The 14650-nt window shown below is 63.1% G+C and carries 14 protein-coding genes; 5 read left to right on the forward strand and 9 right to left on the reverse strand.

Going from position 1 to position 14650, the window contains the following annotated elements:
• Nucleotides 1–9: 9 nt before the first annotated feature.
• Nucleotides 10–1023, forward strand: coding sequence for an HD-GYP domain-containing protein (locus F8A88_RS02270; RefSeq protein WP_151149443.1), 1014 nt, complete (start codon nt 10–12; stop codon nt 1021–1023).
• On the opposite strand, the gene F8A88_RS02275 is transcribed toward F8A88_RS02270, so the two are convergent.
• From F8A88_RS02275 to F8A88_RS02285, 3 genes are all read right to left on the reverse strand, one after another.
• Nucleotides 1016–1456: a GNAT family N-acetyltransferase gene (locus F8A88_RS02275; protein WP_151149444.1), complete on the reverse strand. Its 441-nt coding sequence runs from the start codon at nt 1454–1456 to the stop codon at nt 1016–1018. The two genes, F8A88_RS02270 and F8A88_RS02275, sit on opposite strands and share 8 nt — an antisense overlap.
• On the reverse strand, nt 1453–2196 hold the full coding sequence (locus tag F8A88_RS02280) for an acyl-[acyl-carrier-protein] thioesterase (protein WP_151149445.1): 744 nt from the start codon (nt 2194–2196) through the stop codon (nt 1453–1455). The genes F8A88_RS02275 and F8A88_RS02280 overlap by 4 nt, the downstream gene beginning before the upstream one ends.
• A 147-nt stretch (nt 2197–2343) precedes the next feature.
• The gene (locus F8A88_RS02285) at nt 2344–2937 is read right to left on the reverse strand and encodes a MarC family protein (protein ID WP_151149446.1); all 594 of its coding nucleotides are present in this window, start codon (nt 2935–2937) and stop codon (nt 2344–2346) included.
• 114 nt (nt 2938–3051) lie between these two features.
• On the opposite strand from F8A88_RS02285, the gene F8A88_RS02290 reads away from it, so the two are divergent.
• From F8A88_RS02290 to F8A88_RS02305, 4 genes are all read left to right on the forward strand, one after another.
• The gene (locus tag F8A88_RS02290; RefSeq protein WP_151149447.1) at nt 3052–4845 is read left to right on the forward strand and encodes a sigma-54 interaction domain-containing protein; all 1794 of its coding nucleotides are present in this window, start codon (nt 3052–3054) and stop codon (nt 4843–4845) included.
• A gap of 107 nt (nt 4846–4952) precedes the next feature.
• Nucleotides 4953–5330: a RidA family protein gene (locus F8A88_RS02295; protein ID WP_151149448.1), complete on the forward strand. Its 378-nt coding sequence runs from the start codon at nt 4953–4955 to the stop codon at nt 5328–5330.
• A gap of 298 nt (nt 5331–5628) precedes the next feature.
• Nucleotides 5629–7362, forward strand: a complete 1734-nt coding sequence (ade, locus tag F8A88_RS02300) for an adenine deaminase (RefSeq protein ID WP_151150233.1) — start codon at nt 5629–5631, stop codon at nt 7360–7362.
• Nucleotides 7359–7997, forward strand: a complete 639-nt coding sequence (locus tag F8A88_RS02305; RefSeq protein ID WP_151149449.1) for a nucleotidyltransferase family protein — start codon at nt 7359–7361, stop codon at nt 7995–7997. The genes ade and F8A88_RS02305 overlap by 4 nt, the downstream gene beginning before the upstream one ends.
• Before the next feature lie 38 nt (nt 7998–8035).
• Here the strand turns inward: F8A88_RS02305 and yqeC are convergent, their stop codons facing one another.
• The 6 genes from yqeC to xdhB all read right to left on the reverse strand — a co-directional run bounded on the left by yqeC (nt 8036) and on the right by xdhB (nt 14649).
• Complete coding sequence (gene yqeC / locus F8A88_RS02310) at nt 8036–8806, reverse strand: selenium cofactor biosynthesis protein YqeC (RefSeq protein WP_151149450.1); 771 nt, start codon at nt 8804–8806, stop codon at nt 8036–8038.
• Between the two features lie 20 nt (nt 8807–8826).
• Nucleotides 8827–10197 (reverse strand): 5'-deoxyadenosine deaminase, encoded by a 1371-nt coding sequence (locus tag F8A88_RS02315; protein WP_151149451.1) that lies wholly within the window; start codon nt 10195–10197, stop codon nt 8827–8829.
• An 83-nt stretch (nt 10198–10280) separates the two neighbouring features.
• Complete coding sequence (locus F8A88_RS02320; RefSeq protein WP_151149452.1) at nt 10281–11597, reverse strand: NCS2 family permease; 1317 nt, start codon at nt 11595–11597, stop codon at nt 10281–10283.
• Nucleotides 11598–11713: 116 nt separating this feature from the next.
• A complete protein-coding gene (locus tag F8A88_RS02325; RefSeq protein WP_151149453.1) occupies nt 11714–13117 on the reverse strand; it encodes a nucleobase:cation symporter-2 family protein in 1404 nt (467 codons plus the stop codon).
• A gap of 180 nt (nt 13118–13297) precedes the next feature.
• A complete protein-coding gene (gene xdhC, locus F8A88_RS02330) occupies nt 13298–13774 on the reverse strand; it encodes a xanthine dehydrogenase subunit XdhC (RefSeq protein ID WP_151149454.1) in 477 nt (158 codons plus the stop codon).
• Nucleotides 13771–14649: a xanthine dehydrogenase subunit XdhB gene (gene xdhB / locus F8A88_RS02335; protein WP_151149455.1), complete on the reverse strand. Its 879-nt coding sequence runs from the start codon at nt 14647–14649 to the stop codon at nt 13771–13773. The genes xdhC and xdhB overlap by 4 nt, the downstream gene beginning before the upstream one ends.
• Between the last annotated feature and the right edge of the window lies 1 nt (nt 14650).

Here is a 14650-nt window from a genome sequence, read left to right on the forward strand (position 1 = left end):
GAGGCCGTCATGAAGCCCGAAGACGATGTCCAGCTCGAAGAGCGTTTCCTGCAGATCAGTCCCAACATACTGGAGAGCTTTCCGCGTTTTCGTCCGCCAGTGAATCTGCATGTCTGGGACGAGGAGCTCGGTTCGGTCCGTCTGCTGGCCGGGGCGGACAGCCGCCTGAGCGAGAAGCGGCAGCAGGAAGTGGCCGACCACTGCCGGGCGGGCAACCTGTATCTGGACCGGCGGGACTACCGTGAATATGCCGTGCACCTGAGCCGCAATCTCGGATTGGTGCTGGTGGAGCAGGACCTGAACCCGGACGAGGTTTCCGAAATATTCTATCTTGCCCTGCGCCGGACGCTGGACGCCTTTTTCGAGCAGCCCATTGCCGGACGGTTGCAGGATCTGCAACGCGACCTGAGCATATTGTGTGAATATATCTGGATCGATCCGGGGCGCACCGAGTTTCTGCTCAAGACGCTGGACAAGCAGTACGACGCGGCCACCCACGGCGTGAACAGCACCTTCGTGGGGCTGGGCGTGTTTGCCATGCGCTACCGGACCCGGCTTGAGCGCACCAACCTCAATCATCTTGCCCTCGGGCTGGCCGTGCACGACATGGGCATGGCCATGGTGCCGGGCTTTATCCGCGACAAGGAAGGCATTTTGCTGCACCGGGACAAGGAATCCGTGCGCAGGCACCCGGACCTCGCTTTGGGCATGCTCACCCGGCTGAAGGTCAACGACCGCATTGTGGAGCAGTGCGTGATGGAACATCACGAGCGGCTGGACGGCACCGGCTATCCCAAGGGGGTGCGTGGCGACGCCGTCAGTCTGCCGGGCAGACTGTGCGGACTGGCCGATTCGTTCAGCGCGGCCATTGCCGAGCGGCCGTATCATTCCGGTGAGGAGGCCCTGACTGTTGCGGGCCAGTTGTTGCGGCAGGAGGGGCGCTACGACCGGGGCATGGCCCGGGCCCTGCTGGAGTTGCTCAAGTGCGGATTCGCCGGATGCGGGGTGGACCCGGCTACCTGATATATCCCTTGCGCCGCATGTCTTCCGGGTCTGCGGAAAGCAGCATGGCCGTGCGCATGACGCAAAAGCCGAGCCGTTCGTAAAAGCCTTCCTTGCCCGGCACGGAGTGCAGTTGCACGTTGGGCGTTTCCAGCCTGTCCAGCATGGCGCGCATCATGCGCGTGCCCAGTCCGCTGCCCTGATATTCCGGAAGCATGCACAGGTCGTATATCACGGATTGTACTACATGGTCGGAAAGGGCGCGGGCAAGGCCCACGGTGCGCCCTCCGTGCCATGCAAAGCAGACCAGCGCACTGTTTTCAAATGTCGTGCGCAGCCTGTCAGGTTTGCGGGTCCCCAGGGGCGCGCGTTCGAAAATGGTACAGGCCTGTTCCCAGTCCACCCCCGAGCAGTCGAAACGCAGGGTGATGTCGTTTGCCGGGGCGTGGTTCATTTCCTTTCCTGCCACCATGTCTGCATGCGCGCCACTTCGCGGTCGTCCGAGGCGCGGAACAGCGCATGCCGTGCCGTGCCGTCGTCCTGCGGGCTGCACAGGGCGACCAGCTCTTCCCCGGCGTGGCATTCGGCCCGGAACTGCACGTCCGCGGCCACGCATTGCCGGGTTTCCTTCCATTCGACCGGGCACGATTCCAGTAGAAATTCCACCTGCCGGATGCTGTTTACGTGGCGGTTCACGTCTTCGTCGCCCTGCCGGGCCAGCACATTTGCCCGGTGCTCGCCTTCGCGGATGCGTTTGACGGCGCGCGATTCGAATTCCAGTGCCCGGTCCCGTTCGGGGCTTTTTCGTTTGGCCATGATTTCCTCGGCGTTCACGGCCTTGCGCGACTCCAGGTCGATGATGGCCCATGCGCTGGTAGCCCGGCCCACTATGCGGTCGTCGAGCCGGATTTCGTAGTCGCGTGTGGCTGCCGTGCGGCCCGCGCCCGAGGGCCAGGTGGTCACGTCCACGACCTCGCCGAAGGCGGGCAGGGCGTCCATGCGCAAAAAGGCACGCACCAATACCCACGCGCAGCCCATGGCGTGCAGGTCCGCATAGCCGAAGCCGAGGCGTTCGGCATGCATGGAGGCAATGTCCTGCAAATGGTTGCATAGGGGCGGGATCGTGACTTTCCAGTCGTACCCGGTTTCATAGGACCGTATGCGGTAGGGTTGGGTGAATAGGAGTTCGTTCATGTGTGCTTCCTTTGCGGGAATGTGTTGGCGAAAAGAATGTGAACTTTGCAATACACCGGGGGCGGGCAGGGGGCAACCACGTTGGCGTGGAATCAGAACATGGTGCGGAATCCCGACGCTTGCGAACAGCGTGGAGCCGTGCCCTGTTTATCCGAGAAAGTTGCGGATGCCCGTGAACATGATCTGGGCGGAGAGTGCCGAGAGCACCAGCCCGGTGATTTTCTGGAGCATGGACAGGCCCATTTTGCCCACCAGCCTGCGGATGGCCGGGCCGAGCAGCAGGAGCAGGCCCACGGACATGCCCGCCGCCACCATGGCCGCGCCGCCCAGCAGCTTGGCCGCGGTGGTGTGCAGTTCCGCGCCCAGAATCAGCAGCGTACCGATGGTGGCCGGGCCGATGGTCACGGGCATGGCCAGCGGTACCACGGAAATGTCGCCGTCGTCTTCGGGCGTGTCCGGTCCGGATTTGCCGCTGACAAGCTGCACCGCGGAAAGGAACAGCAGTGCCCCGGCCCCGATGCGGAACGCGTCCAGCGTAATGCCCAGCGTGGCGAATATCTTGTTGCCCACGGAGTAGAGCACCAGTCCGATGATGATGGCGGCCACGGCAACGCGGATGGCTATGCGCCGTTGTTCGGGCAGTTCCATGCCCTTGGTCATGGACAGGAACACCGTGAGCACGAAGAACGGCGTGAGCAGGAAGAACAGTTTTATGTACAGGCTGAAAAATAGGGAAATCATGGGATTGATTTTTCCAGAATCGGAAACCGGAGGCAAGCGGGAATGTACGTTTCCGGCCACAGATGCCCAATTGTGTCTGCATGGTTGCCCAAGCGCGATTCTGCCTGTAGATTCATGCCCATGCTGAATGAAATACGGTCGTATGTGAAGCGGTCCGCGCAGGTGATCGCACAGGTGGTTGGCATTGACGTGGAAGTGGTGGACGCCCGTCTGGTGCGTCTGGCTGGCACCGGGGTGTATGCCTCGGGCGTGGGCAGCAGCATCAGTGAAGAGGGCGAGGTATACCGGCATGTCATGGACACCCGGACTCCGCTGATCATGGACAATCCCCGCGAGCACCCCCTGTGCCGCGACTGCCCCAACCGCGACGAATGCCGCGAGGTGCTTTCCGTGTGCACGCCCATCACGGACGGCGCGGACGTGGCCGGGGTCATCGGGCTGGTCTGTTTTGACGAGCGCGAGCGGCAGCGTATTCTGGACAACCGCCAGACCTATCTGGATTTCATCGACCGCATGGCCGACATGCTTTCCCACAAGATGGCGGACCGCCGGGAACACGCACGTGCCGAGGAGCTGCTGGACATGATGATGCAGGTGGTGGACGTGAACAACCGGGGCATCGTGGTCTTTGACGCCGCGGGCCGGGTTTCGTTCATCAACCGGCAGGCGCGGCGCGAGCTGGATATGGAAACCGGAGCTGGGCTGAGCGACGCTCTGCCCGAACTGCAGGTGGAACGCACCGGGGATTACGTTTCCGACCTTGAGGAATTCGTGGTCAACGTGCACGGCATGCGGCGCACGCTGGTGGGCAGGATGCAGGATCTGCCGCCCGGCAGTTCGGAATTTTCGCGGGTGCTGGTATTCGAGACCCTGCCGCGCGTGGCCCGGCGCATGTCACAGTTTGCGGACGGGGTGGAGCGCACCGGGCTGGATGCGATCCTTGGCCGTTCGCGCAGCATCAAGGCGCTCAAGGCCCAGATCCGGCGGGTGGCCGCGTCCACGTCCACGGTGCTGGTGACCGGGGAATCCGGCACGGGCAAGGAGCTGGTGGCCCGGGCCATCCATGCGTCCAGCGACCGCAACGACCAGCCGTTCATTGCCATCAACTGCGGCGCATTGCCCGACAATCTTCTGGAAAGCGAATTGTTCGGCTACACGCGCGGCGCATTCACCGGGGCCAACCCCAAGGGCAAGATCGGCAAGTTCGAGCTGGCCCACGGCGGAGTCATTTTTCTGGACGAGATCGGAACCCTGCCCCTGTACCTGCAGGTCAAGCTGCTGCGCGTATTGCAGGAACGCCAGTTCTGCCGCCTCGGGTCCAACCGGCTCATCCATGTGGACATCCGGGTCATCGCCGCGTCCAATGAAAATCTTGGTGAGTTGATCACCCAGGGCCGGTTCCGCGAAGATCTTTTCTACCGCCTGAACGTCATCCCGCTGGAAACACCGCCCCTGCGCGAGCGTCCCGAGGATCTGGCCGTACTGGGCGCATTTTTCCTGAACCGCTACTGCGAACGCTTCGGCAAGCAGTCCGCGCCCCTGCATGAATCCGTGCTGGCCGCGTTCCGCGAGTACGACTGGCCGGGCAACGTGCGCGAGTTCGAGAACGCCATCGAATACATGGTCAACATGATGCCGGACGGCGGTCCCGTGCATCCGGGGCTGTTGCCGGGCAAGCTGCTGGACGCGCTGGGCCGGGCCTCATCTGCGGCGCAACCGGCCGGGGAATCCGAGGCCGGGACAGACCCGCAACTGCTGCCGCTCAAGGTGCTGGAACGCCGTGCCGTGCGCGATGCGCTGCAACATTTCGGCGCGGACACCCGGGGCAAGAAGCTGGCTGCGGAGTCCTTGCAGATCGGCATCGCCACCCTGTACCGCAAGATCAAGGAATACGATCTCAAGCTCTGACGGCAGGTCGCATCGCCTGAAAAAAAGTATGGTTTCCCCTTGCTTGTTAGGGGCCGAAATAATACATTGAACCCGCCCTGTACGGCAGGGCATGGAGGAAGACGACAATGTCCAAACAGATCATCAGCACGGAAAACGCCCCTTCGGCCGTGGGCCCCTATTCCCAGGCGGTTCGCCACGGGGACATGATTTTCGTTTCCGGGCAGATTCCGGTTAATCCCGAGACCAAGACCATGCCGGAATCCTCCGAAGATCAGGCCAGACAGTGTCTGAACAACCTCAAGGCCATCCTTGAGGAGGCCGGTTCCGGCATGGACAAGATCATCCGTGCGGGTATTTTTCTTACCGATCTCGGCGATTTCGCCACGGTCAACGAAGTGTACGCCAGCTTCTTTGACGGGGATTATCCGGCCCGGGCCTGCGTGGAAGTATCCAAGCTGCCGCTGGGCGCCAATGTCGAGATCGAGTGTGTGGCGTACGTATAGGCATCCGGGTTCAGAGGGACCCATAGGCCGTCCGGTCTTTGGCGTGGGCAACGCCGAGGCGGGTTTCGGACGGTCGGCCATGACAACCTCCGTGTATCAAAGCATGTAATGGCCATCTCGTGAGCCGGTCCCTCGGCCTATCACCGGAAGCAGACGCACTTGGTCGGGCAATACCCCGTGTGTCTGCTTCCGGTTTTTTCATGCCGATGCCTTTTGCCGCTGTCTGTGGTATTGCGGCAATAAACCGCAAGACAACCATCCACGTCCGAGGAGGCGGGAACCGATGAACACCTTTCGCATGAATCCCGAAGAACAGAAAAAGCTGGTGGACATGGCCGCGGGGCGCATTCCCGCCGACCTTCTGGTGACCAACGCCCGCGTGGTGGACGTGTTTTCCCGGCAGGTGGTTCACGGTTCGCTGGCCGTGGGCTGCGGGCGCATCCTGGGCATGGGCGACTACGAGGCGCGCGAAACCCTGGACGCGGGCGGCGCCTATGTTGTCCCCGGCCTGATCGACGCGCATGTGCACATTGAATCCTCGCTGGTGGCTCCGCCGGAATTCGCCCGGGCCGTGGTGCCCCATGGCGTGACCACGGTCATCGCCGACCCGCATGAGATCGCCAACGTGCGCGGTTTGACGGGCATCCGCTACATGCTGGACGCCTCGCGCGATCTGCCTTTGGGCGTTTTCGTGATGCTGCCGTCCTGCGTACCGGCCACGGCCGGAGAACACGCCGGAGCCGTGCTGCACGCCGCTGATCTGGCCGAACTCATTGACGACCCGTTCGTGGGCGGCATCGGCGAGGTCATGGATTATCCTGCCGTGGCTGGCGGCGACCCGCAGGTGCTGGCCAAGATCGCGCTCGGCCTTTCGCGGAACAAGGTGGTGGACGGCCACAGCCCCATGCTCACCGGCATGGACCTGAACGCCTATGCCGCGGCCGGGGTCATGACCGACCATGAGTGTTCCTCGCTGGAGGAAATGCAGGACCGCATTGCCCGGGGAATGTACGTGCTGCTGCGCGAGGGCTCGGCAGCGCGCGACCTGCAGTACCTCGTGCCCGGCGTGAACACGGCCAACTGCAGCCGGTGCGTGTTCTGCACGGACGACCGCCAGCCCGCAGACCTGCTGGAAAACGGCAGCATCGACAACAACATCCGCATGGCCGTGTCCATGGGGCTTGATCCGCTCATGGCCGTGACCATGGCCACGCTCAACGCGGCCCAGTGTTACGGGCTGCGGGACAAGGGCGCGCTGGCTCCGGGGCGCGACGCGGACTTTTTGCTGGTGGACGATCTCGAGAATTTCGAGGCGCGCGCCGTGTATGCCGGCGGAAAGCTGGTGGCTAAAAACCGGACCATGCTGGCCGAGCTGCCCGATCCGGACAACACCCCGGTGCTGGACACCGTGAACATCCGCCCGGTTACGCAGGCGGACCTATCCCTTGAACTTGAATGCCCGCGTGCCAACGTCATCGGCATCCAGCCGCACAGCCTCGTGACCGAGGCACTTGTGCGCGACGTGGTCACCGATGAATCCGGCGCGTTTTCCTGTGCAAAGAATCCCGGTCTGCTCAAGCTGGCCGTGGTGGAACGTCACCACGCAACCGGCAACGTGGGCGTGGGCATTATCGAGAATTACGGCCTGACCAACGGGGCCGTGGCCACCACCGTGGCCCACGATTCCCACAATATCGTGGTCTGCGGCGACAACGACCACGACATGCTCGCGGCAATAAGCGACATCGAAGCCATGGGCGGCGGCATCACCCTTGTGCGCGCCGGCAAGGTTGTGGCCCATTTGCCCCTTGCCGTGGGCGGGCTCATGTCCGAGCACGACGCCGGGCATGTTGCCGAACAGCTGGAACGCATGAACCGCATGGCCCGGGAAGAGTTTTCCGTGAACCCGGACCTTGAGCCGTTCATGACCCTGAGCTTCATGACCCTGCCGGTGATCCCGGAACTCAAGCTCACGGATTCCGGGCTGTTCGACGTGCGTTCCTTTTCGCTGGTTCCGGTGTGCGCCTCGTGAGCGTGACGGAATCCGCGACGCCATGCACCGTGGCCGGAATCGTGCTGGCCGCCGGGCAGTCCTCGCGCATGGGGCGCAACAAGATGCTTTTGCCCGTGGCCGAAACGCCCATGGTCTGTCATGTGCTGGAAGCGGCTTTGCAGGGCGGCCTTGCTCCGGTGGTGCTGGTCACAGGCAACGAATCGGAGCGTGTGCTGCGGGCCGTGCGCGATTATTTTTCGGGCCGGAATGTGGATCAGCAAATCGTGGTGCGGGAAAATCGGGAATATGCTTCGGGCCAGTCCGCGTCGCTGCGGACCGGGCTGGACGCGTTGCCGGAACAGTGCATCGGGGCCATGTTCCTGCTCGGTGACCAGCCCCTTGTGCGCGCGGACACCGTGCGCACGCTGGCCCAAGCCTTTGTGCACGAACCGGACCGCTGGGTGGCTCCGGAACATGCCGGGCAACGCGGCAATCCGGTCATTGCGCCGTGTTCATGGTTCGGCCGTATTCGCGCGCTGACCGGCGACACCGGGCCGCGTGCCTATCTTGGGAAGACCGAGGCCCGGCTCATGCGCGTGTGTGTGGACGATCCCGGCGTTGTGCGCGATGTGGACACGCCCGACGAGTACACGGCTCTGAACCGACTTTTCTGAATGCGCGGGGCATGGTTTTCGCGTGCCCCGGCAATCCGTCAATATACCAGCTTGTAGCGGCCTTCGTGGATGGAGGCGATGCACCACAGGTCGGGCATGGTGCCTTCCAGCTTCTTGGCCGCGCGGATGATGTGGTGCGCGCCACGTTCGGCCTCGGGCAGGTCCATCTTGTTCAGGAATACGATACGCCGCGCCGATTCCGGGCAGCCCTTGAACAGGCCGCCGGGAAGGACTGCGAGCCGGGCCATGCATGTGGCCGTGACCGTGGTGCCCAGCTCGATGCCCGTGAGCTGCGAAACGATTTCCGGCCGGAACACCCACCGTTTTTCCAGTGGTTTGCCCAGTGCGTCCAGCCCCATGACCGCGATGCAGACATCGGTTTTTTCCGGGATGACCGGTTCGTGTTCGTCCGGGGCCTTCAGGGATTTGCGTGCCGCACCGTCCGCCTCGATGATCACGTGGGCCGCTGCCGCCACCCGGGGCAGATCCTGCGCGGTTTCCGCGGTCACGCCTTCCAGTTTGCTCACGCCGGGCAGGTAACGATGTGCGGCCGTGATGTGGCCGGTCTTGTCCAGCCGGCGTTTCAGGTCCGTGGAAAAGCCTTTTTTGCCGATTTCAAGGGACAGCCCCCCGGTTTCATCGCGGTGGGGCGGAAAGATTCGGGTCGTGGTGGTGGATACCACCCGTTTTCCGGCCTCGGCCAGCTCCCGGGCCAGCAGGTACATGAGCGAGGTTTTGCCGCCGCCGCCCGTGAGGGAGATGAGTTGTTCGCCGGGGTTGATCAGTTCCGAAACGTTCTGGATGCGCATTGCGTGTCTGTTTTCCTGTTTCACTGTTGCCCGAAGAGCGGGCGGATGGTTTTGTTGTCGAGCATTTTTGCGCACAATGCGTTGGCTTCGGCAACGGTCTGTTGCATGTCGATGGTGGTCAGTTTTCCTTCACGCAGCAGCAGGCGGCCGTTGACCATGGTGTGGGTCACGTCCCGGCCCGAGGCTGCATAGACCAGCAGGGAGGCGGGATCGCGTTGCACGGTGGGCGCGGCATGGAGCGTTTGCGGGTCCACCACGGTGATGTCCGCGCGCTTGCCCGGCTCGATGCTGCCGATTTCCTTTTCCAGTCCCAGCGCGCGAGCTCCGCCGATGGTGGCCATTTCCAGCACCGTGGAAGCTGGCAGGGCCGTGGGTGAAAGTTGCCGCACCTTCTGCAGCAATGCGGCGTGGCGCATTTCCAGAAACATGTCAAGATTGTTGTTGCAGGGGCCGCCGTCGCAGCCAAGGGAAACGCTGGTTCCCATTTCAAGCATTTCAGTCACGTGCGCCATGCCGGACGCAAGCTTCATGTTGCAGGTGGGGCAGTGCAGCACGTGCAGGCCCGTGTCTGCGGCAATGTCCATTTCCTGCTGGTCCAGCCAGATGCAATGGGCCAGCGCGAGGTTCGGTCCGGTGAGCCCCAGCTTGTGCAGGTAGGTCAGGTTGCGCATGCCGCGTTCCTGCTCCACCAGCGCGATTTCCCCGCGGTTTTCCGAGGCATGGGTGTGGACCATGACTCCGTGGTGGCGGGCCATGTCGCGTACGCTGGTGAGCAGTTTTTCCGTGCAGGAGACAACAAAGCGCGGGGCGAATGCGTAGCGGATGCGGCCTTCGGCCGTATCGTGCCAGCGTTGGAGCGTGGCTTCGGATTCGCGGATGGATTGGTCCGTGTCTTCCATGAGTCCGCCGGGCACGCCCTGGCCGTGGTCCATCATGCACTTGCCGATAACCGCCCGGAACCCGGTGTCGCGCACGGTTTCGCCCACGGCGTCCGTGTGGTTCACGGTACCCATGTCCAGGATGCAGGTGGTGCCGCCCCGGACCAGCTCGGCAATGCCGAGGCGTGCGGAAATGGCGTTGGTGTCGTGGTCGTGCTGTGCTTCCAGCGGCCAGATGCGCTTGCCCAGCCAGTCCATGAGCTCGAGGTCGTCGGCCAGCCCGCGAAACAGGGTCTGGGTCAGGTGCAGGTGGGTCTGGATCAGGCCGGGAATGACGATGCGGTCTGTGGCGTCCACGATTTCGTCCACCGTGCCCATGTCGGAGTGTGCGGCAAGGTTCGCGTCCACGCGTTCTATGCGGCCGTGGCGCACCAGCACGTCCGCGTTCGTCAGCACCTCGCGACGCGGGTTCATGGTTACCACGGTTCCGTTCTGTATCAGTATGCAGCTCATGGTTTTCCTCGTTGCTCGTGAAATCGGCTCCGTTCCCGGAGAGGGAGCGGAGCCGAACAGCGTTGCGATGTCCTCTCTTGGCTCTAATGCATGAAGAACTTGGATGCAAACAGAATGAAGAGCAGGTATGCCAGCGGCGGAATGTCCTTGGCCCGGCCGGTCAGCAGCTTGAGAATGACGAAGGAGAGCATGCCGAAGGCGATGCCTTCCGCGATGGAGAAGGTGAACGGCATCATGACGATGGTCAGAAATGCCGGGATGGATTCGGTGTAATCGTCCAGGTCGATTTTCTTGATGGGACTCATCATGAACAGGCCCACGATGATCAGGGCCGGGGCCGTGGCCGCGCCCGGAACCAGCAGGAAGATCGGGGCCACCAGCAGGGCCAGTCCGAAGAGTACGGCCGCTGTCAGGGCGGTCAGCCCGGTGCGTCCGCCTTCGGCCACGCCCGCTGCGGATTCCACGTAGGTAGTCACCGTGGAGGTGCCGAAAACAGCGCCCAATGTGGTGCCGATGGCGTCCGCGAACAGGGCCTGCTTGGCCTTGGGAATGGAGCCGTCCTCATTGAGCAGGCCCGCCTTTGAGCACACGCCGATGAGCGTGCCCACGGTGTCGAACATGTCCACGAACAGGAAGGTCAGCAGCACGATGGCCATGTCGTGGGTGAATATCTGCGAGAAGTCCAGCTTGAAGAAGAGCGGGGCCATGCTCGGGATGGTGAACAGCCCGGCCGTGTTGAAGTTGGCGATGTCGGTGACGCCGCAGAAGGCACCGGCAACCGTGGCCGCGAGGATGCCCAGCAGCAGCGCGCCCTTGATCCGCCGGGCAATGAGGATGCCCGTGACCACCAGCCCGAACAGGCAGACCAGCGGGGCCGGGCTGAGCACGTTGCCCAGCGTGACCAGCGTGGCCTGATTGGCCACCACGATGCCCGCGTTCTTGAAGCCGATGAAGGCGATGAACAGGCCGATGCCGCCGGATATGGCGTGCTTGATGGACATGGGCACGCAGTTGACGATGGCCTCGCGCAGGTTGGTGGCCGTGAGTATGAGGAATATGAGGCCTTCAAGGAAGACCGCGGTGAGCGCGAACTGCCACGAGTAGCCCATGGTCAGGACCACGGTGAAGGCGAAAAAGGCGTTGAGCCCCATGCCCGGAGCCAGCGCAAAGGGCAGGTTGGCCGCAAAGGCCATGAACAGGGTGGCCACGCAGGCGGACAGCGCGGTGGCCGTGAATACGGCAGCTGCGTCCATGCCGGCAGCCGCGAGGATGCCCGGGTTGACGGCCAGAATGTAGGCCATGGTCATGAAGGTGGTCACACCGGCCGTGATTTCGGTCTTGGTGTTGGTGCCGTGTTCGGTCAGCTGGAAGCGTTTTTCCAGAAAGCCTTGCCCACTCATTGTGCGTCTCCTGTCGAAGTTGTTCCTCCGAACCGGAAAAACGCCCCCGCGTATTTCCGGTTTGCAACGGCGGCCCCGGGCAAAGGCCCGTCAGCCCGGGGCCGTCACCATAGTATTCAGGCGTTCTCGCCTGCCGGTTCCATTTCGTGCGCTTCGTCTTCACCGGGATCGCGGGGAAGAATCAGGTTGGCGAAGATGGCCGTGAATCCGCCGGTGGTGATGGCCGAAGAGAATACGGTTTTCACAAACGGCGGCATCTGGCCCAGCAGGTCGGGCGCAAAAACCACGCCGAGGCCCGCGCCAAAGGACATGGCCATGATCAGCATGGCCCGGCGGGTGATGACCTGCGAGGCGATGATCTTGATGCCCGCTGCGGCCACGGACCCGAACAGGATCAGCGTGGCGCCGCCCAGCACGGGCTTGGGAATGAGCGAGAACACCCCGCCCACGATGGGGAAGATGCCCACCAGCACGAGAATTCCCGCAATGTAGAAGCCCACGTAGCGGCTGGCCACTCCGGTGAGCTGGATCACGCCGTTGTTCTGGCTGAAGGTGGTGTTGGGGAATGTGTTGAACACGGCGGCCAGCGCGGAGTTGAATCCGTCGCCCAGCACGCCGCCCGAGATGGTCTTGATGTATTTGTCGCCCTTGACCGGCTGGTTGGAGAGCATGGCCGTGGCCGTGAGGTCGCCGATGGATTCCACGATGGTGATGATGTACAGAAAGCCCATGAGCACGAAGCCGGACCAGTCGAACCCGAGGCCGTACTTGAAGGGCACGGGCACGGAAACGATGCTCAACTGTCCGATTTTGCCGAAGTCCACCAGCCCCATGAACGCAGCCACCACGTAGCCCAGCAGCAGGCCGATGGCCACGGACCCGATGCGAATGAACGGGCGTTTGCTGCGGTTGAGCACGATGATGGTCAGCAGTACCAGCATGCCCAGCCCGAGATTCTGGGGGCTGCCGAAGGTGCCGTTTTTCATGGCCCCGAAACCGCCGCCGAAATCCACGATGCCCACCTTGATCAGCGAAAGGCCGATCATGGTCACCACGATGCCGCTGACCAGCGGCGGGAACATGCGGCGCAGCAGGGGCAGAAAGCGGCTGCAGGTCATCTGGAAGACGGACCCGGCCAGGGCCACGCCGCAGATGGTGCCTACCGCGTCTTCCGGGGTTCCGCCCTTGGAGATGACGCCCATGCCCATGGAAATGATGGTGCTCAAAAACGCGAAGCTGGTACCCTGTATGCTCAAAAGGCCCGAGCCGAGCGGTCCGAACTTGCGGGCCTGTATGAAGGTGGCGATGCCGGATACGAACAGGGCCATACTGATCATGTAGGCGCTCATTTCAAGCGACATGCCCAGCGCGTTGCTGATGATGATGGGCGGGGTCATGATGCCGATGAACATGGCCAGAAAGTGTTGCAGGGCGGCGTAGATGGACGCGCCCACGGGCGGGCGGTCCTCCAGGCCGTATATCAGGTCGAATTTTTGTTCGGGTTGACTGGTGCGAGACATTGTACCTCTCCTCATGCTGGTTTGGGTTTCCGGCGGGCCGCTTTGGGCCGCTCGTCGGAACCCGGGCCCCCCAGCCCGGATTCGGTGCCTTTGTCCTGCCCCGCGCATGGCGGGGCATCCTCGCGCGCCCGGTTGTTCCTGTTCATGGAAGACGCCGGGCGAAAAATTCCTTGCAAAACCTTATTCTTCGTTTTGCTTTTTTGCTGCCAGTTCCACGGCGCGCACGATTGTTTCGTACCCGGTGCAGCGGCACAGGTTGCCCGCATGGCCCACGCGGATTTCCTCGCGGCTCGGCTTCTCACCCTTGTGGTTTTCCAGAAACGATGTGGTGGTCATGACCAGCCCGGGCGTGCAGAAGCCGCACTGCACGGCTCCGGCCTCCACATAGGCCTGCTGCACCGGCGAGAGTTCGCCGTTTCTGCTTTCGCCTTCTGCCGTGCGGATGTTCTTGCCGTGGGCCCACATGGCCAGATAGATGCACGAATCCACGGGCACGTCGTCCACCAGCACGGTGCATGCGCCGCATTCGCCCACGCCGCAGCCCTGCTTGACGCTGGTGAATCCCTGCTGGCGCAATACGTCCATGAGCGAGGCGCGCACGTCGATGTCCAGGGTCAGTTCTTTATTGTTCACGGTCATGGTGATGGTGCGCTTCATGCTACCTGCTCCCCGAGTTTTGCGGCTGCTTCGGTGATGACCCGTGCGGCCAGCGTGCGGATGACGTGCATCCTGAATTCCTTGGTGGCGCGCCACGACGTGCGCGGCTTCACGTCCTGTTCCACGGCCTGCGCTATAGCATCCAGCGTGTCCGTGGTCAGCGGCTGTCCGGCGGCTGTTTTTTCGGCCTCGGGGCAACGGATGGGCGTGGGCGCGGAAACCGTGTAGGCCAGCCGCAGTTCGGCAATGGCGCCGTTTTTCGTGCGTAGCCCGGCAGCGCAGCCGATGGTGGCAATGTCCATGGCCTCGCGCATGGCGTATTTGTAATAGGCCGCGCCCATGTTTTCGTGGTTTTCCGGCCGGATGCGAAAATGCGTGAGCAGGTCGCCGGTTTTCAGGTTCACGCGGCCCGGCCCGGCGTGAAAGCCGAGCACCGGTTCCACGCGCTCGCCGTCCGGGCTCTGGATCACCAGATCCACCTCGTGCACCAGCGCGGCGCAGGCGCTGTCCGCACTGACCGCGCCGTTGCAGATGTTGCCGCCCATGGTGCCCCGGTTGCGCACCTGCGGGCCACCCACCGTGGCCACGGATTCGCCGATGACCGGCACGAATTCGCGCACCAGCGGGCTGTTCATGATTTCGGTGAACGAGGCCAGCGCGCCGATGCAGATGGAGCCGTCGTCCTCTTTCCATATGCGGCGCAGTTCGTCCAGCCTGTTGATGTCCACGAGGTTGCGGTAGTCGGCGTGGCCTTCGTGCAGCCGGATGAGCACGTCCGTGCCCCCGGCGATGACCCGCGCGTTTTCATCCTCGGCCAGCGCGCGCACCGCGTCCTGCACGCTTTCGGCCATATGGTATTTTTCAATGGGAAACATG

Origin of the sequence: Pseudodesulfovibrio senegalensis (assembly GCF_008830225.1) — a bacterium.
Classification (GTDB): Bacteria; Desulfobacterota; Desulfovibrionia; order Desulfovibrionales; family Desulfovibrionaceae; genus Pseudodesulfovibrio; species Pseudodesulfovibrio senegalensis.